The 20391-nt window shown below is 66.4% G+C and carries 13 protein-coding genes; all 13 read right to left on the bottom strand.

What is annotated here, in order from left to right:
• Positions 1 to 274 precede the first annotated feature (274 nt).
• Complete coding sequence (locus Tther_RS04300; protein WP_185975005.1) at positions 275 to 3229, bottom strand: DUF4214 domain-containing protein; 2955 nt, start codon at positions 3227 to 3229, stop codon at positions 275 to 277.
• Between the two features lie 233 nt (positions 3230 to 3462).
• Positions 3463 to 5316: a DUF4214 domain-containing protein gene (locus Tther_RS04295; RefSeq protein ID WP_143901299.1), complete on the bottom strand. Its 1854-nt coding sequence runs from the start codon at positions 5314 to 5316 to the stop codon at positions 3463 to 3465.
• Positions 5317 to 5418: 102 nt separating this feature from the next.
• Positions 5419 to 7440, bottom strand: a complete 2022-nt coding sequence (locus Tther_RS04290) for a DUF4214 domain-containing protein (RefSeq protein ID WP_185975004.1) — start codon at positions 7438 to 7440, stop codon at positions 5419 to 5421.
• A gap of 26 nt (positions 7441 to 7466) precedes the next feature.
• Positions 7467 to 8447 carry an acyltransferase family protein gene (locus Tther_RS04285; RefSeq protein WP_143901295.1) on the bottom strand — a complete coding sequence of 327 codons (981 nt, stop codon included), beginning with the start codon at positions 8445 to 8447 and terminating at the stop codon, positions 7467 to 7469.
• Positions 8448 to 8463: 16 nt separating this feature from the next.
• A complete protein-coding gene (locus Tther_RS04280; protein ID WP_143901293.1) occupies positions 8464 to 10680 on the bottom strand; it encodes a glycosyltransferase in 2217 nt (738 codons plus the stop codon).
• Between the two features lie 46 nt (positions 10681 to 10726).
• A complete protein-coding gene (locus tag Tther_RS04275; RefSeq protein ID WP_143901291.1) occupies positions 10727 to 11689 on the bottom strand; it encodes a class I SAM-dependent methyltransferase in 963 nt (320 codons plus the stop codon).
• A 1-nt stretch (position 11690) separates the two neighbouring features.
• Positions 11691 to 12908, bottom strand: coding sequence for an ABC transporter ATP-binding protein (locus tag Tther_RS04270; RefSeq protein ID WP_185975003.1), 1218 nt, complete (start codon positions 12906 to 12908; stop codon positions 11691 to 11693).
• Positions 12898 to 13668: an ABC transporter permease gene (locus tag Tther_RS04265; protein ID WP_185975002.1), complete on the bottom strand. Its 771-nt coding sequence runs from the start codon at positions 13666 to 13668 to the stop codon at positions 12898 to 12900. Before Tther_RS04265 ends, Tther_RS04270 begins: the two co-directional genes overlap by 11 nt.
• A 109-nt stretch (positions 13669 to 13777) precedes the next feature.
• Entirely contained in the window at positions 13778 to 14830 is a 1053-nt protein-coding gene (gene gmd / locus Tther_RS04260; RefSeq protein ID WP_143901285.1) for a GDP-mannose 4,6-dehydratase, read from the bottom strand.
• Positions 14831 to 14874: 44 nt separating this feature from the next.
• A complete protein-coding gene (locus Tther_RS04255) occupies positions 14875 to 16029 on the bottom strand; it encodes a glycosyltransferase (RefSeq protein WP_143901283.1) in 1155 nt (384 codons plus the stop codon).
• 37 nt (positions 16030 to 16066) lie between these two features.
• Positions 16067 to 17530 carry a mannose-1-phosphate guanylyltransferase/mannose-6-phosphate isomerase gene (locus Tther_RS04250; protein ID WP_246098907.1) on the bottom strand — a complete coding sequence of 488 codons (1464 nt, stop codon included), beginning with the start codon at positions 17528 to 17530 and terminating at the stop codon, positions 16067 to 16069.
• Between the two features lie 29 nt (positions 17531 to 17559).
• Entirely contained in the window at positions 17560 to 18969 is a 1410-nt protein-coding gene (locus Tther_RS04245; protein WP_143901281.1) for a TolC family outer membrane protein, read from the bottom strand.
• Positions 18970 to 18973: 4 nt separating this feature from the next.
• Positions 18974 to 20389 carry an HlyD family type I secretion periplasmic adaptor subunit gene (locus Tther_RS04240; protein WP_246098906.1) on the bottom strand — a complete coding sequence of 472 codons (1416 nt, stop codon included), beginning with the start codon at positions 20387 to 20389 and terminating at the stop codon, positions 18974 to 18976.
• Between the last annotated feature and the right edge of the window lie 2 nt (positions 20390 to 20391).

The raw sequence follows: 20391 nt of genomic DNA, 5'->3' as shown, positions 1-20391 counted from the left end.
GTTTCCGCAATGCTCGCCGAACTCGACGACGAGTGGCTGACCGGCAAGGTCTATCTCAACTTCAACCTGTAACCCGGTTGTCATGACCACCCAACCGGAAATTTACAGAAAAGAGGTTGCACAATCCCTTTTATTGATGGATCCTTTTACTCGTCCCATTTTTAATCCCGCTGTTGTGCTGAAACATGGAAAAAACCCCGCCCCTCGTGAGAAGGACAGGGTTTCGATCACCTCAAGCACCTACCCGAGGGCGGGTGCTTGTCTCCGGAGGAGATTAGGCGAAGTTGAAGTCATGGACGCTCAGACCTGACAGATCAACGAGGCCGCTCAGCTTGACCACGATGTCTGTGGCTGCAAAGGTGTTAGCCGCGCTGAGATCCTGCACGATGTAGGTGTCACCCGCGTACTGGAACCACGTGATCGCGGCGTTGGTTCCGGCGTTGGCCGTGGCAGCCAGGTCGAGGGCGTTCGCCGTGCCGTCAAACAGCGCGGTTGCAGTGCTCACATCCACCTTCGTGGCGGTGAAAGTTTCCGTGCCTTGATCCTTGAAGGTGATCTTGTCAGTACCCACCGTGAAGTCGGTGATGGTGGTGATCACCGGAGCGCTGGTAGAAGCTGCAACGGCGACCTTCACATTAACTGTGTCAGCGCCGGCGCCAGTGGTGATCGTGCCACCCGCCGCCGCCGCCGTGATCGTATCGTCGCCAGCGCCAGCATCCACCGTCGCCTTCTGCGCCAGGGTGATGGTGTCGGCAGCCGAGCCACCCTTGACCGTGAGGCCGGCGGTGGCGGCCGTCACGTTCGTGGTATCGATAGACAGTTTGCCAGTCGCAGCGGAGCCGTCGATCAGCGACACACCGGTGTTGGACGAGATGATCGAGCCGAAGCCGGAGGCAAAGGCCAGATTCAGATTCGAAGCACCGGTGATCGTCACCGTCTTGGCAGCGGAGTTGGTGCCGAGGGTGATCTCGTTCCAGGCGTTGGTGCCACCCGAAACGATGTTGTAGTTCTCGATACAGGAGGTCACCACGGTGCCGGCACGCACGTTGGCACTGGTCGGCGCGGTGCCGCTGTTGTTGCCAGCGAAAGTGATGGTGTAACTGTCATCGGTGCCGCTCACGCCTGTCATCGACAGGGTGTTGGTCACGCTGCTGTTGTTGCCAACGAAATCAATGGTCAGCCCCATCGACTTGGTGACGTTCTGGTAGGTCGCGGTGGTGCTGGCGCTGCTCATCGTCAGGCCGGTGATGGTGTTGTTGGTGCCCAGCAGCGCCAAGTCGAAGCCGGTGGTGCTGTCGAGGTTGACCAGTTCGAAGTTCTTGAACTGGGCGGCGTTACCGGCGTTGAGCAGGTTGGCCGACACGGAGTCGGTGCCATCACCGCCGTCGATCAAGGTGCTGCTAGAAACTGCCACGGAACCACCGGTGGCAAGCAGCAGCTTGTCGTTGCCCGCGCCCAAGTTGATGGTGGAGCCCGCAGCCACGGCCGATTTGAGCGTGACGGTGTCGTTGCCCGCGCCGGCATCCACGCTCACTTTGCTGGTGGCCTGGATGGCAAAGCTGTCGTTGCCCGAACCGGTCTTGACGTTGACGGTGGCGGCGTTCAGGTCGCCCAAGGTCAAGTTGCCGGTGGCGGCCGAGCCGTCGATGGTCGTCAGGGTGCCACGATCGTCAACCTTTTGCTTGAGCGCGGCCGAACCGGTGATGTTCAGCGTGGTCACGACGTTGGAGCCGGTCAATGCCAGGCTGCTCTTGCTGCCAGTAGCGTTGACGGTGATGGTTTTTGCGGCGGCATCCACAACGATGGTTTGCGTTTCGGTACCATCGGTCTTGTAGCCCGTGCCGTCCACGTTGACGGTCAGCGCGTGGTTGCTGGTGCTGTTGTTCACCGTGATCGTGCGCGCCGTGCCGCCTGCGCCTTGGCCGCTGAGGGTCAGGGTTTCGATGGCCTTGCCGTCCACCGTCGCACCCGCATCGTTCTTGAGCGTGACGCTCTTGAGAGTGGTGCCGTTGTTATTGCCGCCCGAAGAGTCGCTGTTTTGAATGGTGACGGTGCCACCCCCCAGCACGGTGACATCGGTCAGGGCCGAGCCGTAAGCGTTGACGGTGCCGCTGCCGGTTTTCAAGGTCAGGCTGGTGGCACTGGTGTTTTGATTGCCGACACCGGTCGCGCCCACGCCGATGGTGGCCGCGCCTGCCGCGGTGATGTTGATGGCCTTGCCGCCGGAAGCAATGGATACATTGCCTGCTTGCGCCGTAACGGCCACGGTATCGATGCTACCGAGCTTCAGGCCAGTGTTATCAGCAGACGCATTGGTGCTGTTAGCGAGGAGCGAAACAGTTTTGAGACCGGTGAAGCCACTCAGATCCAGATTCTTCAGATAACCGGAAGTGGTCAGCGCCAGGGTCTCAACGTTCTTAATGGTCGCGCCATTGAAGGAGAAGGCGGCACTGGCAGCCGTGGCGGTATCCTGCACGTTCAGCGTGTCGTTGCCGCCCGCGCCATCGACGACGTCCAGACCACCGAAGACCGAGCCGGAGGTGCTGGTCTGCACGGCGTTGATGGTGTCGTTGCTACCGGTGCCAGCGATGTTGTCCACACCCGTAGTGAGCGTGAAGGTTTGGCCTTGTTGCGCCGTTTGGGCAGCCTGGGCAGCCGCTACCGCCTGCGAAGCGGTTTGACCCGCTTGCGCCGTGGCTTTGGTCACGCTGTTGGCGATGATGGCGGTGCCTTGGTCGATGGCGGCTTGACCGGTCAGGCCAGTGCTGTTGTTGGCAAACCACTCACCCACGGCCTTGCGGTTTTCCAGGTAGGTGCCCACCCACTTATACGGATCATTGGCCGGGGCAGCGGCGACGTAGTCTTTGGCCTCTTGAATGACTTGGCGGACAAACTGACCACGCGAGACTTCCCCGCTGGTCAGCTTTTGCGTCCAGTAGGTCATGCCGGCGGCGTCCACCTCGTCACGGCCCAGCACGTTCTGGTACACGGTACGGATGAACTGCTCCACCGTCATGGCGTTGCTGAACACGCCAAACTGCACGCCCGCGTCGTAGAAGCGGTTGGCAATGCCGGCCAGGGCTTGCTGCTCGGTCTGGCCGGCGTTGAGCGCGGCCAGCAACTCACCCGCCCAGTAGTTGAGGCCGGCAGCCTCGGGCGCACGGTTGAAGTAGCCGATGTACAGCTCGATGAGCGCTTCTCGTTGTTGCGCGGTGATGAATGAAGCCATTTGACTCTCCGTAAAAGTTGCTGCTACGAACACCGTACGCGCAACACGCATGGCTGCTGTCGCGCACTGTCGCCGTAGCAGTATAGCCAAAGTTGCGCCTCGCCAACCATCTGTCGGCGCGGGGGAAACCCCCGGCGGCCGTTTTTCGGGTATGAACGGCGCGGGGGTGGCCCGCCACCCCCGCTTTTGTTGTGTGCACGCGACACTTGGGCGCGACCGCGCCCGTCGCACCGTCACACGCTGTAGAAGCTGGCGATGACTTGCGCCTCGGTCAGCTGTTCGGTGCGCACCCCCACAAAGATGGCTTGGGGGATGACCTCGTCGGCGACGATACGGTTGTTGGCGCCTGTGTCGTCGGTAAACCTGTACAGCGCCATGTCGTTGTTGCCCACGTTGATGAGGAAGTAGTGCGACCTGCCCATCTGGTACGTGGCGTTGTCGCCGTAAGCGTCCAAAAACGCGGCCACGCTGGCACGGTCGGCACCGGCGGCTGCCGCACCGGTGATGACAAAGAAGCCCTTGCCGTAGTCGTCTTTGGTGCGCGGCGGGGACAGGTAGGTTTGGTAGGGTTCCGCGGGGCTTTCCAGAAACTGGACGTAGCTGCGCGTGATGGTGCCGTCGGTGCTGCGGATCGTGCCAGCACTCAAATCCGAGATCGCGGTGCCAGACCCAGCGGCCCAGGTGTAGAAGGAGGCTAGGTCAAACACGTCACTGCCGGGGGCAAAGCCTTTGACAGCAATAAGCGGTTGGGCGGGGATTTTGCCGACGGGGTAGTTGAACCGGATGATGTCGCGCGCAGGGGTCTGTTCGGTCAGGTCGATGACCACCGGGGAACGCAAGTCGTTGAGCGTGATGGTGTCAGCGCCTTCGCCAGCTTCGATGCCGGTGGTCAGGCTGGTGTCTTTGCCCTCTACCGTGATGCGGTCGTTGCCGTCGCCGCCTTTGGCCACGCCGCCGGCGTTGAAGCCGATGGTGTCATTGCCCATGCCACCATCGAAGTAGCCGCCTTGCAGGTCGTTCCAAACGGTATCGAACAGCCGGTCGTCGCCGTCCCCACCGTAGAGGCGGTCGGTACCCAGGCCGCCATCCAGGTAGTCGTCGCCGTCGCCGCCGTGCAGAATGTCGTCACCATCGCCGCCGTACAGGCTGTCGTTGCCCGCGTCGCCGTACAGCGTGTCGGTGCCGGCTTCGCCGCGCAGTTGGTCCGCGCCTTCGCCACCTTCGAGCAGATCGTCACCGTTGCCGCCGTAGAGCTTATCCGCACCCTCACCCCCCAACAGGTGATCATCACCGTCGTCCCCATACAGCTGGTCGTTGCCGCTGCCGCCGTCCACTTTGTCGGCGCCAGCGCCACCGCGCAGCAGGTCGTTACCAGCAAGACCTTGGATGTAGTCGTTGCCCGCGGTGCCCACCAAGGTATCGTCGCCGGGGGTACCAGCCATCAGGTTGGTGGGGTCGGTGGGGTTGGACGGCGTGTTGGGCTGCTGCGGGGTGCCGGTCAAACCTGCCATGATGGCCTGGTAGATGGCTTGCAGGTCCACCTGGCTTTGCTTGACTTTTTCTGGAGTGACGTAGTTGCTGATGATGGCCTGGCCTTGGAGGATGGCTTGCTCACCAGAGAGATTGGCGGAGTTACGCGCGAACATGTCGCCCACGGCGGTGCGTGTGCTGAGGTAGTCGCCCACCCAGCGGTAGGGGTCGTTGGCCGGGGCCGCGGCCACGTAGTCCTTGGCGCCCTGGATGAGGGCGAGCACAAATTCGCCGCGCGTGGTTTGGCCGCTGTCGAGCCGCTGGCTCCAATAGGACAGGCCGGCGGGGTCCACTTCGTCGCGCCCCAGCACGTTGCGGTAGACGGTGCGGATGAGGGTTTCGGTGCTGTCGCTGGCTTGAAACAGCCCAAACTGCAGCCCGGCCTGGTAGAACTGGTTGGCGATGTTGGCCAGCGCGGTTTGCTCACTTGCGCCCCGTGAGAGCGCGCTGTCGAGTTGCGCGCTCCAGTAGTCCAGCCCTGCCTGCTCGGGTGCGCGGTTGAAGTAGCCGATGTAGAGCTCGATGAGTTTGAGGCGCTGGTCGTTGGTGATGGGCATGGTTTTCCTCCTTGGTTATGGCAAACGGCGGGGCACCGCCCACAGTGCCCCAGGCAATTATGGGGTCCTCCCAGGCGCCAGCGCAGCGTTGTCGCTTGTGCGCTACGCGGCCACGGTGTCGTCCAGCGACCAACCGCTCCACGCCGGCACCCGGGGCGGCACGCCCACCAGCGTGGCGTCCAGGGCGAACCATGCGCCGTTGGGGGCGGCCAGGTATTCCACGTTTTGCACAACGGCGCCGTAGGTAGCGGCGGTAACAATGGCGCCTTGGCTGCCGGGCAGGGTGGTGATGCTGGCTTGTTGCAGGTTGGGCAGCACGACAACGTCCACACCCGCGCCGCCGTCGATGCGGTCCCAGCCACCGCCACCCAGGTAGATGGTGTCGTTGCCGGCGCCGGTTTGGATGAGGTTGTTGACGGCGTTGTCGCGCACGGTGTCGTTGGCTGGGCCCAGGATGAGGTTTTCGATGACGGTGCCGTCGGCAATGGCCAGGGCGTTGATGCCGTTCCACAAACGGGGCAGGACGTCGTTGCGGTCGATGGTGGCGCTGACGTTGCTCACGATCCAGTCGTGCACGCTGGCGTTGTAGATGCCCATTTGTTGGTAGTAGGCCACGGCCTGCGCGGTGAAGGCCTGCTTCCAGTCCTGCGGGGTGCGTACGTCCACGTCGGACAGGGTGCCGGGGCGCATGTCGATGCGGCTGGGGTAGGTAAGGTCCCGCAGGTCCAGGGTGTCGTTGCCGCTGGCGTCGCTGACCGTGCGGTACAGCCAGGTTTGGGGGGACGGGGCACCCAGGCGGTGGATGGTGTCCCCGGCTTGGTAGGCGGGGTTGAGGCCGTACATGGCGGCAAGGGCCGCCTGATCGACCAGTGCCCAGTCGGCGCGGTAGCCCGTGACGTATTCCGCAGAGTATTCTCGGATGCCGCTGCTGGGGGTGTAGCGCCATTGCATGGTTGGCCACACGTCAGGGGCGTCGGTGTAGCTCATGATGGTCAAGTGCCGGCTGTCCAAGGCACCGGGCATGAGGGGCGAACCCTCAAACGGATGCTTGAGCCCGAGGGCGTGCCCCAGCTCGTGCACCAGTACCTGCCATAACCCGTTGGTTGGCAGTGCAGCGGTGCGCATTTGGGATTGGGCAAAGTCGCGGTCGATTTGGATGTCGCCGCCGATGTCAGGCCCCGGGTAACTTGCCCAGCCGGCAACACCGTCAGGCAAATTGCCCAGGACAACCTGAATGTCCCCCGTGCCGCCGGGGGCGGGTTGCAGCGTCAGGCCAATGGGCGCCACCGCACGCTGCATGGCATCCAGCCAGGCGCTGCGCCACGCCGGAGGGACCGGTGCCCAGCCAGCCGCAAAATCGGGTTCGGCCGCGTGTTCGGCCGGGATGGTGTCGGGGAAGGACACGGTGACGGTCTTGCCGCTCCATTCATACGATTGGCCGCCGTCTTGGGCGTCCAGCCAGGTGACGGGAGCGGCGGTGCGGGGCAGCACCGGTTCTGTACCCGGGATGGTGGTCGACACCTCAAATGCCGCGGATTGGCGCTGGCGTACCGCGTCGGTAAGGGCGTCCAGCGCGGTTTGGCCGGCCTGCACCGCATCGCGGGTGACCAACGATTCGATGATGGCCCGACCCTGTTGGATGGCGTCTTGACCCGTTAGCCCCCCGCTGGTGCTGGCAAAGTATTCGCCGACGGCGGCGCGGTTGGCAAGGTAGTCGCCTACCCAGTGGTAGGGGTCGCTGGCCGGCGCTGCCGCCACATAGTCCTTGGCCCCCTGAATGACCGCCAGCACAAATTCGCCGCGCGTGGTGTGGCCGCTGTCGAGCCGCTGGCTCCAATAGGACAGGCCGGCGGGGTCCACTTCGTCGCGCCCCAGCACGTTGCGGTAGACGGTGCGGATGAGGGTTTCGGTGCTGTCGCTGGCTTGAAACAGCCCAAACTGCAGCCCGGCCTGGTAGAACTGGTTGGCGATGTTGGCCAGCGCGGCGGATTGGCTGACGCCGCGCGAGAGAGCGCTGTCCAGTTGCGCGACCCAATAGTCCAACCCCGCCTGCTCGGGCGCGCGGTTGAAGTAGCCGATGTAGAGCTCGATGAGCTGCAGCCGATGTTGGGGGGAAGTGACCATGTTCATGCTCAACCTTGGTGTGACGCTCAACGTATGGGTGGTGGGTAACGCAACCGGTGCCGCAGGCCGCGCCATGGACGTTGGGCAACGCGGTGCACCAGCCAGGCGGCTGCCAGGGCCAGCAGCACGTAACGCAGCAAAAACGCCGGGGCCGTGGGGCTGGGTGGGTGGCCCGCAAGCTGCAGGCCCCACAGCACCGCAAAGTGGATGAGGAAGAGCGGATAGGCAAGGTCGGCCAAGCGGTCGTCCCACATGGTGCGGGGGCGGCGTGCCAGCGCAGCGACCAGGGGCAGGCCGACCAGGTAGCCTGCCGTGACCTCCAGCACAAAAGGTTGCCCCCAGCGGCCCATGGCACCGGTCACGGCACCGACCAGGGCCACCCACAACCACAGGGCCATGAGTGCGCGGCGGTGGGGCACACTGCCCTGCCCTGCGTGCCAGAGCATGGCGCCGCTGAGAAAGATGTAGAGGTTGCCCACCAGCAGGCGGTAGCCCAAGGCATCGCTGGGCAGTGCGCCGAGCTGGGCCAGGGCGCCTACCCCGGCGGTGAGGATGGTGGCACCCCACAGGCGCCGCGGTGCGGCCAGTAACCACGGTGCAAGCAGGTAGAACTGGATTTCCAACCCCAGCGACCATGCCGGGGGCACGGGGGTGAAGGTGTCCAGCGCCGGCCACAGCGTGGCGTAATTGAGGGGGATGACGAGCAGCCCCGCCAACCACAAGCCGGGCTGGTGGGCGCCTTGCAAAAAGGGGCTGTCCACGCCCAGCCACCACAGCAGCACGCCGACCAGCCAGGCGGTGTAGTACGGGGGCAGCAGACGCACGGCGCGTTCGGCCCAAAAGCGCGCCCATGGCGGGCGCGGTTGCAGCATGGCGGCCACCACGTAGCCGCTGAGCAGCAAAAAGACGACGACGGCTGGCACACCCAGGTGGTACCCGGCCCAGGAAACGCCCGCGTGGCTGAGCGCCACCATGAGGGCCAAGATCAGGCGCAGCGCCCCGAACATGGCCTTGCCCCCTCGCTTACTGTGCCTGGGTGGGGGCTGCTACGCCCAGCACGGCCAGGGTGCGCGCGGCAAATGCGCTGTCGGTGTAGTGGCGCAAATAGGCGCGGCGCGCCGCTTGGCCCATGGTGGCGCGGCGTTGCGGGTCGTCCAGCAGGGCGCGCAGCGCGTCGATGAGGGGTTGGGCGTCGTCGGTGGGGACGGCCAGGCCCACGTCGGGGTTGATGATTTCGCCACCGCCGCCGTCGGCGCCGCCGATGCAGGGTTTGCCGGCGCGCATGGCCTCGAGGTAGATCAGGCCGAAGGATTCGTAGCGGCTGGGCGCAACCAGGAGGTCGCACGCGCGGTAGGCGGCCAGCAGTGCGGCGTCGTCGATTTCGCCGTCAAACTGCACGCGCGCAAACCAGGGTTGACCGCCGTGGGCGCGCTCGAAGCGCTGGCGGTGGGTGGTGCCGGGGTGTTCGGGGTCGGGCAAGCGGTCGTTGCCCACCAGGCGCCAGTGCACCTGGGGATAGTCGGGCGCCAGCGCCGCGATGGCCTGCAACACGAGGTCGATGCCCTTGCGCCGCTCAAAGCGGCCCACAAAGAGCACGGTGCAGGCGCCGCTGGGGTTGCCAGCGCTGGGGGCGGGCGTGCTGTCGGCGGCCATGGCGGGGTCGTCCGCGATGCCAAACGGCAGGTGATGCACCGCGACGCCATCGAGCGACGCGTAGGCGGCTTGCACGTCGCGCCAGACCTGGTGGGTGCTGGCCAGCAAGGCGGTGCTGTTGCGCAGCAGCCAGCCTTCGGCATCGATGACGGGCTGCACGTGGTGACGCAGGTAGTGGGGGTTTTGCTGCCAGTCGGGTTTGTGGGGCAGGTTGAGGGCGTAGCTGGTGACCAAGTAGGTGTAGAGGCGCCAGCCGGGTTGGCGGGCGAGTTCGTAGCCTTCTACATCCCACAGGGCGGCGATGGCGGTGTCCACCCCCAGGCGGTCACGCAGTTCGTTGGCGTAGCTGGCAACGGCGTGCGTCCAGCGGCGCAGGACGTCGGGCAACGGGGGGCGATCTGGCAGCGGCGCGGCAGGGGCGGCGGCGCAGGCGATGCGGTGGACCCAGACGCCGTTGTCGAATTCGACCCAGGGGGTGTCGGGGGTTTCGGCCAGTACGTGCACCTCGTGCCCTTGGGCGGCCAAGGCATGGGCCAGGGTTTGGGTGTAGCGGGCAATGCCACCCAGCGGCTGGGGTGGGTAATTGCGGCTGATGAGCAGCACGCGTGCCTTGGGCCCCGGGGCCCACGGGGGGGCGGCGGCCTGCCACGACGCGGTCACGGCGGGTGGCAGCTGGACGGTGCGGCCGTTGGGGTGGGCGCAGGCATCGCGCGCGGCGTGGGCGCTGGCGCGCCAGATGTCATCCTGCAGCCGTTGCGCCGCGTCCTGGTCGATTTTGCCGGCGCTTTGCAGGTAGCCCACCGAAGCCAGTAGGTCGCGGCGTTGGCGGTCGATGATGGTCAGGGGGTTGTGCTGTGCCGACAGGTGGCGCAGCGCGTAGTAGATTTTGCTGCGCGCGGTCAGGTACAGGGTGGTGGGCACGCGCTCGACGGTGCGCAGGTGGCTGGGGGCGTAGGCGTGGTGGACTTCGGCGTTGTCCAGCACGCGGATGCGCCAGCCTTTTTCCAGCAGGCGCAGGCAGACGTCGGTTTCGTCGAGGAAGTAGGCGTATTCCTCGTCAAAGCCGCCAATGTCTTGCAGCGCGCTGCGCCGAAACGCGCTGTTGACGCCGATGAGGCTGATGAACCAGTCCGGCGCTTCGGCCGGCGGGGGAGCGTCGAAAAATTGCGCTTCGCCCCAGCGGTTGCAGCGGATGTGGCGGGTTTGGTAGGCCCAGCCGGTATGGTCACGCACCAGGCCGCCGGCGCCGCCCAACCCCGGGTCGGCGGCAAAGGCGCTGACCAGGGTGTCGAGCCAGTTGGCCTCGGGCAGGCCGTCGTCGTCGGTGAAGGCGATGATGTCGCCCGCAGCAGCGGCGGTGCCGATGTTGCGTGCCATGGAGAGGTTGGCCTCTGGGCAGCGCAGCACGCGCACACGATCGGCCCAGGGCGCCAGCACGTCAAGGGTGTTGTCGGTGCAGGGGCCGACGACGACGATGGTTTCGCGCAGGGGATAGCGCAGGTAGTCCAGCGCCTGCAGTGTGCGCGGCAGGCTGGCGGCGCGGTTGTAGGTGCAAATGACGACGCTGACGCGCATAGGTTGATGCATGGGACGGATGTAACCGGGCAAGATGACGGCCGTGCGGCCTTGGGCGTCAGGCCAGGGGTTTGCGGGCGGTTAGCTCGAACTCCAGGCACAGGCCGTTGCGGCGCCCTGCGGCGACGGTGTGGATGTCCGTGAACCCGAACGCCGCCAACAGGTGGCTGAGCGATTGGGTGCTGTAGGCGTGGTAATGAAAGTCGCCCTCGTAGTCCTGCCCGCCGTAGAGGACGTGGACGAGGTCGGTTTCGGACATCTGGCCACGCTGGTGCGCCGCCAGCATGGCTTGCAGGTCTGGGGTGATGAGGCGCAAGATGCCACCCGGGGCCAGGACGCGCCACCACTCGGGCAAGATGCGGTCCACGAAATGCTGGGCGGTGAAGTGCTCGACCAAATGCGCGGCGCGCAGGTCCCAGACGCTGGCGTCGGCCAGGGGCAGACCATCGGCACCGGCGACGATGTCCACCCCGGGCAGGGCACGCAGGTCGATGTTGATGCGGTCCGGATCGGGGTGCGGGCCGCAGCCCACTTCCAACCACACCCCCTGCGGCCGCGTGCTGTGCGCGGCCAGTTTGCCGGGATTGAGGATGCGCGGCTGGGGCGCCGCCGCGTTGGCCTGCACCCTGGCTTGCCCCAGTTGGCGCTCAGCGCGTTCCACGCGCTGCGTCAGCGCCTCCAGGGCGGCATCGACTTTGAGGTTGAGCGCGTGCTGGTGTTGATCCAGACGCGCTTGCCATTCGGCAGCGCCACCGGTTTGCCATTGCAGCTGGCGGCGCTGGACATCGGCCAGGCCCTGGCGCAGGCCCTCGATCATCCAGCCCAGGTCTTGCAGCGTGTGGTGGACGTTGGATGTGTGGGCGGCCCCGGGGCCCGACAGGCGCCGCTCCAGCCGCAGGGCAAGGTTGCGCACGCGGTAAACCCAGCCGCGGCGCGAGCGCAGCCAGCGGTCGAGCCAAGGCCCGACGGCCGGGATGCGGATGATCAGACCGTAGAGGCGATAGAGGGCGTTGGTGATCATGCTAGTCGGAAGGCGGGTGCCCCGCAGGGGTGACGCTGAGCTGGTGCGGCAGTTTGCAGTGGCCGACGCTGCCGCCTTGGGGGTCCAGGATTTCGAGCGCGATGGCGCCGAAGCCCCAAAAAATGACGTTTCGAGTGTAATCGTCGGCGTCGTGGACGGCGACGGTGATGGTGTAGTGCCCAGGGCCCAGCAAGGCTTGCATGCGCAGCGTGACGCAGCATTGCTGACCAGGCTGGGTAAAGCGGATGGTTTGCCCGCTGAGCTGGGTGTTGACGCCAAAGAGGTCTTGCCCGCGGGCATCGTGCAGCATGAAGCCAGCGGCCAGGTTGTCCACCGGGGCGTGGGCGTGCAGTTCCATGGCAATTTCCAGCCAGTCGCCGCTTTTGAGCGCAACGTCGCGTTGCGGCTGTCCGTTGACAAGCAGCCGGGTGATGCTGGCTTGGGCGCCCGGCGCGGCGCTGGTGGGGCCACTGGTGGGGGCTTGCTGGCCCAGCAGGCGGCTGAGGTAGGCATCGCACACGCTGGCGGGGTGGCCCTGTTGGACGATGACGCCCCCGTCGAGCAGGATGGCGTGATCGCACAGGGTTTTGACGCTGTTGAGGTCGTGCGAGACGAACAGCAAACCGCCGCCGCGCGCCAAGTGGGCGCGAATGGACGCCATGCATTTTTGCTGAAAGCGCGCATCGCCCACGGCCAGGGCTTCGTCGACGATGAGCAGCTCGGCCTGGGCATGAATGGCAATGGCAAAAGCCAGGCGCAGCAGCATGCCCGAGGAGTAGGTGCGCACCGCCTCGTCGATGGCGGGGCCGAGCTCGCTGTAATCGATGATGGCCTGGGCTTGGGCGGCCAACACGTCGGCGGGCACGCCCCACAAGGCGGCTTGCATGGCCATGTTTTGGCGCCCCGTGGCATGGAGGTCGAAGCCGGCGCCGAGCTCCAAAATGGCGCTGATGCGGCCACAGCAGGAGATGCTGCCGCTGTCAGGCAGCAGGCTGCCCGTGATGAGCTTGAGCAGGGTGGATTTGCCGCTGCCGTTGCGGCCGACGATGGCCAGCGCTTGGCCGGGCAGGAGGTCGAAGGTGATGTCGCGCAAGACCTGTTTGCCCTGCTCGCTGCCGTTGGCAACGCCGAGCAGCCGGGCAACGGCGCGCCAGCGGCTTTCGTGGGTGTGGAAGCTTTTGCTCAGCCCCCTGACGCTGAGCAGCGCGTCAGAGCGCATCGAGCACCACCTTGCGCCCATGGCGCAGCATGCGCATCAACAGCGCGCCGTGCAGCAGCGCCAAGGCGGCGGGCATGCACCACGCCGCCCCAGCGGACACCGCCGGGGCAAGACCGGTCCAGGCCACCTGCACTGGCGCAAAACACCCGTACCAGGGGTGCAGCCATTCGACCCAGGCGCGCAGTGCAGGTGGGATGATGTGCGCGGGGTACACGATGGGTGTGAGCCAAAAGCCGACCTGGAGCAAAGCGGGCAAGGCCAGCCGCACGTCCGGCACGAGCACCCCCACCATGCCCCAGGTCAGCCCAATGAGGTAGGCCAGCGCGACCAAACACAACGCCGCCACCAGGGTGACGCCGATGACGCCCCACGCGATGGGCTGCCACAGCAGACTGACCAAGGCCCACAGCAGCGCCAAGCCGACACCAAAAGGCACGCTTTGCGCCAAGGGCACATACAGCGCGATGAGGGCCAGATCAACTGGGTTTTTTTTGAGGATGAGGCGCTGCGCGGGCAAGGCATCGGCAACGTTGACCAGCGTGTCGTGAAACAGTTGCCACAGCAAGACCCCGGGCAGCATGTAAACGACGTAAGGGACGCTGGCGCCGCCGGCCGATGCGCCCAGGCGGTGTTGCATGACGGTGCCCAGTATGAGGGCGAGTACGGTGATTTGGGTCAGTTGCGGCAACACCGACCACAGCGCGCCCAGCCCCGAACCACGGTAGGCGTCCACGATGCGCTGGCGCGCGAGCAGCCACACGAAGCGCCACGTTTGGCGCCTGCGTGAAAGGGAACGGGATGCACTGTCGAGCATGAAAACGCATCGGCCAGGTGGTGCACCGCCTATGCCTGGAGGGGCCGCGCAACGGTCAGGTGCGGCCCATGTCGCCAGCGCCTTGCGGGTGCTGCAGGCGCCGCAGGTCGGCTTGAACCATCATGCGGCACAAATCCTCGACGGACGTGCGTGGCGCCCAGCCCAGCCGAGTGCGGGCGCGGGTGCTGTCGCCAATCAACAGATCCACCTCGGCAGGCCGGTAGAACTTGGGGTTGACCCGGACCACGGTTTTGCCAGTGGCCAGGTCGATGGCGGTTTCGTGCTCCGCCTGGCCTTGGAATTGCAGCTCGATGCCAGCGGCCTGAAAGGCCATGCGGACAAAGTCACGCACCGAGGTGGTGGTGCCGGTGGCCAGCACGTAGGTATCGGGCTGGTCGGCTTGCAGCATGCGCCACATGCCCTCGACATACTCCGGCGCGTAGCCCCAGTCGCGCTTGGCGTCCAGGTTGCCCAGCTCCACACACTCCTGCAGGCCGAGTCGAATGCGGGCGACGGCGTCGGTGATTTTGCGGGTGACGAATTCCAAGCCGCGCAGGGGACTCTCGTGGTTGAACAGAATGCCGCTGGCGCCAAAAATCCCGTAGCTCTCGCGGTAGTTGATGGTCATCCAGTGCGCAAACAGCTTGGCAACGCCATACGGGCTGCGGGGATAGAAGGGGGTGTCTTCGGTCTGCGGCACCGCTTGGACTTTGCCGAACATTTCGGACGTGCTGGCTTGGTAAAACCGAATGCGCGAGTTGACGAGCCGGATGGCTTCGAGCAGGTGCAGCGGACCCATGCCCGTGATTTGGGAGGTGGTGGTGGGCTGCTGGAAGGAGACACCGACGAAGCTTTGCGCCGCCAGGTTGTAGACTTCGTCAGGCTCGCACGATTGCAGCAGGCTGACCGCGGCGCCGGGGTCGGTGAGGTCGTATTCGACGAGGCGCAGCTGCGGGTGGTGCTGGATGCCGAGCTCGCGTATGCGCCAAAAATTGGGCGCGCTGCTGCGCCGATAGGTGCCGAAGACTTGGTAGCCTTTTTGGAGCAGCAGCTGCGCAAGGTATGCGCCGTCTTGGCCGGTGATCCCGGTAACGATGGCTTTTGGCATGGGGCGTAAGTATAGGGTAGCCCACTGGCACGAACGCCGGGCGCTTAGCCGTGCACCAGTTGCCGGTAGAGCGCGGCGGTGGCCGCGACCATGGCGGCCGCACTGTAGTGTTGTTGAATGTGTTGCCGGGCGGCAGCGCCCATGGTGCGCCGCAGTGCGGGGTTAGCGACCAGCCGGTCGAGCGCCGCCGCCAATGCGTCTGGATCCCGGGGTGGGACGGCAAGACTGGTGACGCCGTCCCGGTTGAGGACGTTGACGCCGTTGCCCAGTTGACAGACCACGGTGGGCTTGCCAAAGGCCATGGCTTCGGCGCTGGCCAGGCCAAAGGCTTCGGATGGCTCGACCGAGGGTAGCGTGAAGATGTCGCACGCATGCAGGGCAGCGAGCAGGGCCGGCCGCGGTATGGCCCCCATAAAGCGGATGCGGTCTGAGACGCCCTGCTGTTGGGCCAGGGCGCGCAGCTCGGCGGTCAAAGGCCCCTGCCCCACCATGACCAGCACCGCTGTCTGTTGCATGCGGCCAAATGCCCGAATGAGGTGCTCGTACCCTTTGTAATAGACGTGACGGCCAATGGTGAGCACCATGGGCCGGCCGGCGGCGAAGGCTCTGAGGGCCGCGGTGACGTTGGCATCGGCGTGCGCGGGCGTTAGCGCGTCCAGGTCCAACCCGTAAGGGATGTGGAGAATTTTTTGCTCGGCGCCACCACCGCGCAATTGGTGACTGCCGGTGACATGGCCGGGCGTGGCCACGATGACGCGCTGCACCCGCTGCAAGGTGGCGCGTTGGATGTGGCGGTAGATGGGCATGATCAGGCGCTGGCGCACGATGTCGCTGTGCCAGGTGGCCACCACCGGAATGTGGCGCGGGGCCAGCAGCGCAAGCAGATCGGCCCATGGGTTGGGCAGGTGCAGGTGCAGCAGGTTGCAGCGGCCGCTGCGCAGCTCGCGCAGCGCCAGGGGGATGACCCCGGGCGTGAGAAACGCTGAGGCGAACTGCCCCCCGTTGCGCGCGCGCAGCACGCGGTAGGGGACCGTGGGGCACGGGGCGCCCGTGGGGCTGTCGCCTGCCACCAGGGTGCAGGGCATGAGGGGTTGCAGCCCGCGCAGCAGCAGGTCCACGTGGGCCTCGACCCCGGCATCGGGCGGGGGCAGGTATTTGCCGAGGTGCAGGGGCCGAATGTCGGCAGGCATGGTTGGCATGGGCGCAGCCCGTGGGTTGACCGCCACGGGCTGGGGGTTAGCGGGTCGTGCCGGGTTCGGTCTGCACTGTGCGCCCGTAGCGGTCGTCAAAGCGCACGATGTCGTCTTCGCCCAGGTAGTCGCCGCACTGCACTTCGATCATGACGAGGTCGAGCTTGCCGGGGTTTTCCAGCCGGTGCTTTTGGCCGGCGGGGATGTAGGTGGATTCGTTGGTGTTGACCAAGCGCTCGCTGTCGCCATTGACGACTTTGGCGATGCCGCTGACGACGACCCAGTGCTCGCTGCGGTGGTGGTGCATTTGCAGGCTGAGCGAGGCGCCGGGACGGACTTCGATACGCTTGATTTTGAAGCGTGGCCCTTCTTCGAGCACGGTGTAGGTGCCCCACGGCCGCGTGACCGTGCGGTGCAGGCGGTAGGTTTCGTGCCCGGACTGTTTGAGCCGCTGCACCACTTTGCGCACGTCCTGGGTTTTGTCTTTGTGCGCGACGAGCACGGCATCTGCCGTGTCGACGATGATGAGGTCATGCACGCCCACGGCGGCCACGAGGTGGTGCTCGCTTTGGATAAAGGTGTCGCGGCTGTCCACCAGGACGGCGTCACCGATGTGGCGGTTGCCGTGGTCGTCCGGTGGCACGAGCTGGCACAAGGCGTTCCAGGAGCCGATGTCGCTCCAGCCCAGGTCGCAGGGCAGCACGGCCACCTGGGGGGCTTTTTCCATGACGGCGTAGTCGATGGAGATGTCGGGCATGTCGGCAAAGCTGGCCGCGTCGAGCTCGACCATGCCGGGGCCCGGGGGCAGGTGCGCGCGCGTGTGCTCCCAGCAGCGGCTGGCCGCGGCCCATACCTCGGGGCTGGCCGTTTGCAGGGCTGACAGCATGACGCCGGCCTGAAAGCAAAACATGCCGGCGTTCCAACAATAGCCGCCGCTGGCCAGGTAGCTGGCGGCGGTGGCGGCGTCGGGTTTTTCGACGAAGCGACGCACCGCAAAGCCTTGCCCGAGCGGTTCGCCCACCTGGATGTAGCCGTAGCCCGTCTCCGGCGCGGTGGGGGTGATGCCAAAGGTGACCAAGTAACCGTGCTGCGCCAGCCCCGTGGCTGCCTGCACGGCTTGCACGAAGGCGTCATGCCGGGTGATGAGGTGGTCGGCCGGCAGCACGAGCATGAGGGCCTGGGGCCCGAAGTGGTGCTGGCAGTACAACGCCGCCAGGGCGATGGCCGGGGCGGTGTTGCGGCCTTGGGGCTCGAGCAGGTAGCTGGCCGGCAGGGGCGACTGGACGGCCATGTATTCGTCTTTGGTGCGGAAATAGTGGTCGCGGTTGGTGACGGTGATGACCTCCTGCACCCCGGGCAGGCTGAGCGCGCGCCGGTAGGTTTTGTGCAACAGGGTTTGCCCATCCGGCAGGGTCATGAACGGCTTGGGGTGCACCTCGCGCGAGACGGGCCAGAGCCGGGTGCCGGCGCCGCCCGACAGGACGATGGGGAACAGCATGGGGTGGGACATGGGCACGGTGACGAAGGGTGGTGGCCGCGTTAGGGCTGCAGCAATTGTGCCTGGAGGGTTTGCAGTTCGGCCTCGCCCGTATCGCCGGCCAACACCGACAGGCGCAGGCGTGCCAGCAGGGTTTGGTAGCGCGCCAGGCGCAGCTCGCGCTCGGCGTTGCTGAGGCGCTGTTGGGCGTCGAGCACATCGAGCACGGTGCGCACGCCGGCACGCAGTGATGCTTCGCTGGAGCGCACCGCGGTGCGGGCCGACTCCACGGCGCGGCGCAGGGCCTGGACACGCTGTTGTCCCTGAATGACCGCCTGGTGCTGCTCTGCCACGCGCACGAACAGGTCGCGCCGGGTGGATTCGAGCGTTTCTTGCGCGCGGGTGTATTCGGCCACCGCCTGGCGCACCGCCGAGTCGATGTAGCCCCCGCTGTAGAGCGGCATATTGAACTGGACGCCAACGGCGCGGTTGGTGTAGCGTGAGCTGGGGCTGGTGACGTTTTCGCTGGCGCTGCGGGTGAGTTGGAAGATGAGGTCCAGCGTGGGCAGGTGGCCGGCAGAGGCGCGGTCGATTTCGCGCTGGGCGGCGTCGGCACGGGCGCGCAAGGCGGCGAGCTCGGGGCTGGCGGCTTCGGCCCGGTCCAGCCAGGCTTGTAAGTCAGGCGGCTGCAGCGGGGCCAACTCGATACGCTCGTGGTCCATGGGCGCCAGGGGACGGTCGAAGGGGCCGGTGATGGCCTGCAGTTGGCGCCGGGCCTGTTCGATTTGTTGCTGGGCTCGCAAGGCGTCGGCGCCCAAGAGGTCCAGGCGGGCGGCGATGTCATCGACATCGGTGCGCGTGCCGGTGCCGCGCTCGAGCGCTTGGCGCGCCGCGTCGAGCTGGATCTGGGCAACCCGCTGCTGCACCTGCACGAGCTCGAGTTGGTCCTGGGCCTGCAGCACCTCCAGATAGGCTTGGGCGACGCGCGCCGCGAGTTGGTTTTCTTCGACGGCGAGCACGGCATCGGCATCGGCCACCTGGGCCTGCGCCACCGCCACGCCAGCGGTGAGTGCCGGGCGGTACAGGGGCTGGCGCAGGGAGAGCGTGGCGTTTTCGCTCCAATAGCGCTCGTCCTGAGTCACCGGCTGGCCGAACAGGTTGGCACTGGTGCGGGTCAGGTCGTTGTGCAGCCGGCTGGCGCCCAGCGCAAGCTGGGGCCGCAGCTGCGCCTGGGCCTGCGGCAGGCGCTCGCGCTGGGCTTGGGCGGCGGCACGGGCTGCGCGCACGCGGGCGTCGTGGTCGCGCGCTAGCTGGTAGGCTTGCACCACGTCCAATGGCGCAGCGGATGGGGCCTGCTGGACCGGTTGGGCGAGTGCGGCCGACGCGCACAGGGCGCCCGCCGCGCCCCAGGCGGTCAGCCGGCGCCGCAGGCTGGCGGCGGCAGCGTGGACAGTTTGCACGGACTGGGCCATGTCTTCACTCTTCCTTGAGGCTGGCGGCCACGCGCCGCACGAGCGGGCCTGCCAGATAGGTCAGCAACGAGCGCTCGCCGGTCTTGACGATGACTTCGGCCGGCATGCCGGGCTGCAACTGGCGCGCACCCAGGGTACGACGCCCCTCCTCGGTGAGCGCCACGCGCATGAGGTAGAAGGGTTGACCGCTGTGCGGGTCGGCCAGCAGGTCACCGGAGACGGACACCACTTCGCCTTGGATGACGAGCTGCGGGTCGTGGGCAAAGGCGGGGAAGCGCACATCGGTGTGCAGGCCCGGGTGCACCTTGCTGATGAGGTGCGGCTCCAGACGCGCTTCGAGCAGCAGGGGCTCGTCTTGCGGAACGATGTCCATGAGCTTTTGCCCGGGCTGGATCACAGCGCCTGCAGCTTGCACCGCAAGGCCGACGACCTGGCCCGCTGCCGGCGCGTGGATTTGCGTGCGCTCGAGCTCGGCCCGCGCGGCACGGTAGCGCTCGGCGTCGGCTTGCACGTCCAGATTGACACGGGTGAGCTCGGTTTCGATTTCCTTGCGGTAGTCCTGCTGGCGCGCGCTGATGCGCTGGTGCAGCTCGGCGATGGCGCGCTGGCCGCGCTCGATGCCACCCGTGAGTTCGGTGATTTGCGCTTGCAGCTCGGCGACTTGGCGTTGCAGATCGTTTTGGCGTACGCGCGGGGCATAGCCTTCGGCAGCCAGGGCGGAGATGTTGTGCAAGTCTTCTTGCAACAGGGCCAGTTGTTGCTGGCGCGCCGGCAGAACCAAACGCTGCGCCTGCACGGTAGCCTGTTGGCCTTCGATGGCTTGCTGCAACGCGGCGATTTCGGCTTGCAAGCCCTGGCGGCGCGACTGCATCAGCTGCTGCTGGGCCTGCATTTGCGCGGCGATCCAGGGGTCCTGCTGGGCGGCCAGCAGGTCAGGGTGCCAGGTGATGGTGGCTGCGCCGCTTTGCTCGGCGAGCAGCCGGCCCTGCATGGCGCGCAGGCCTAGGTAGCGCTGACGCACGGCCTCGTAGTTGGCGCGGGCGATCTGGTCGTCGAGCTGCACCAGCAGCTCGCCCTCTTGCACCTGCTGGCCTTCGCGGACATGCACGGCTTTGACGATGCCGCCGCTGAGGTGTTGCACGGGCTTGCGCTTGGTGTCGATGGCCACGCTGCCGTGGGCTGGCACGCCCTCGTCCAGCGGGGCCAGCGCCGCCCAGAGCAAAAAGGCGCCAAAGCCCACGGCCAGGCCAAGCGCCCCCCAACGGGCAGCGCGGCTGGCGGGACGCGGGGCCACCGACGCGGACGGCGCTTCGGCGTCCGCAGCAACCGCGGCAGCGGCGGCCACGGGGGTCACGGGTGAGATGGCGTTGTTGGTCATGGTTTGCAGCGTGATGGTGTTCGGTGGGGGTTGCGTCGGCACGG

This window comes from Tepidimonas thermarum (assembly GCF_007556705.1).
Taxonomy (GTDB): domain Bacteria; phylum Pseudomonadota; class Gammaproteobacteria; order Burkholderiales; family Burkholderiaceae_C; genus Tepidimonas; species Tepidimonas thermarum.
This window is presented reverse-complemented; position numbering and strand designations above follow the sequence as displayed.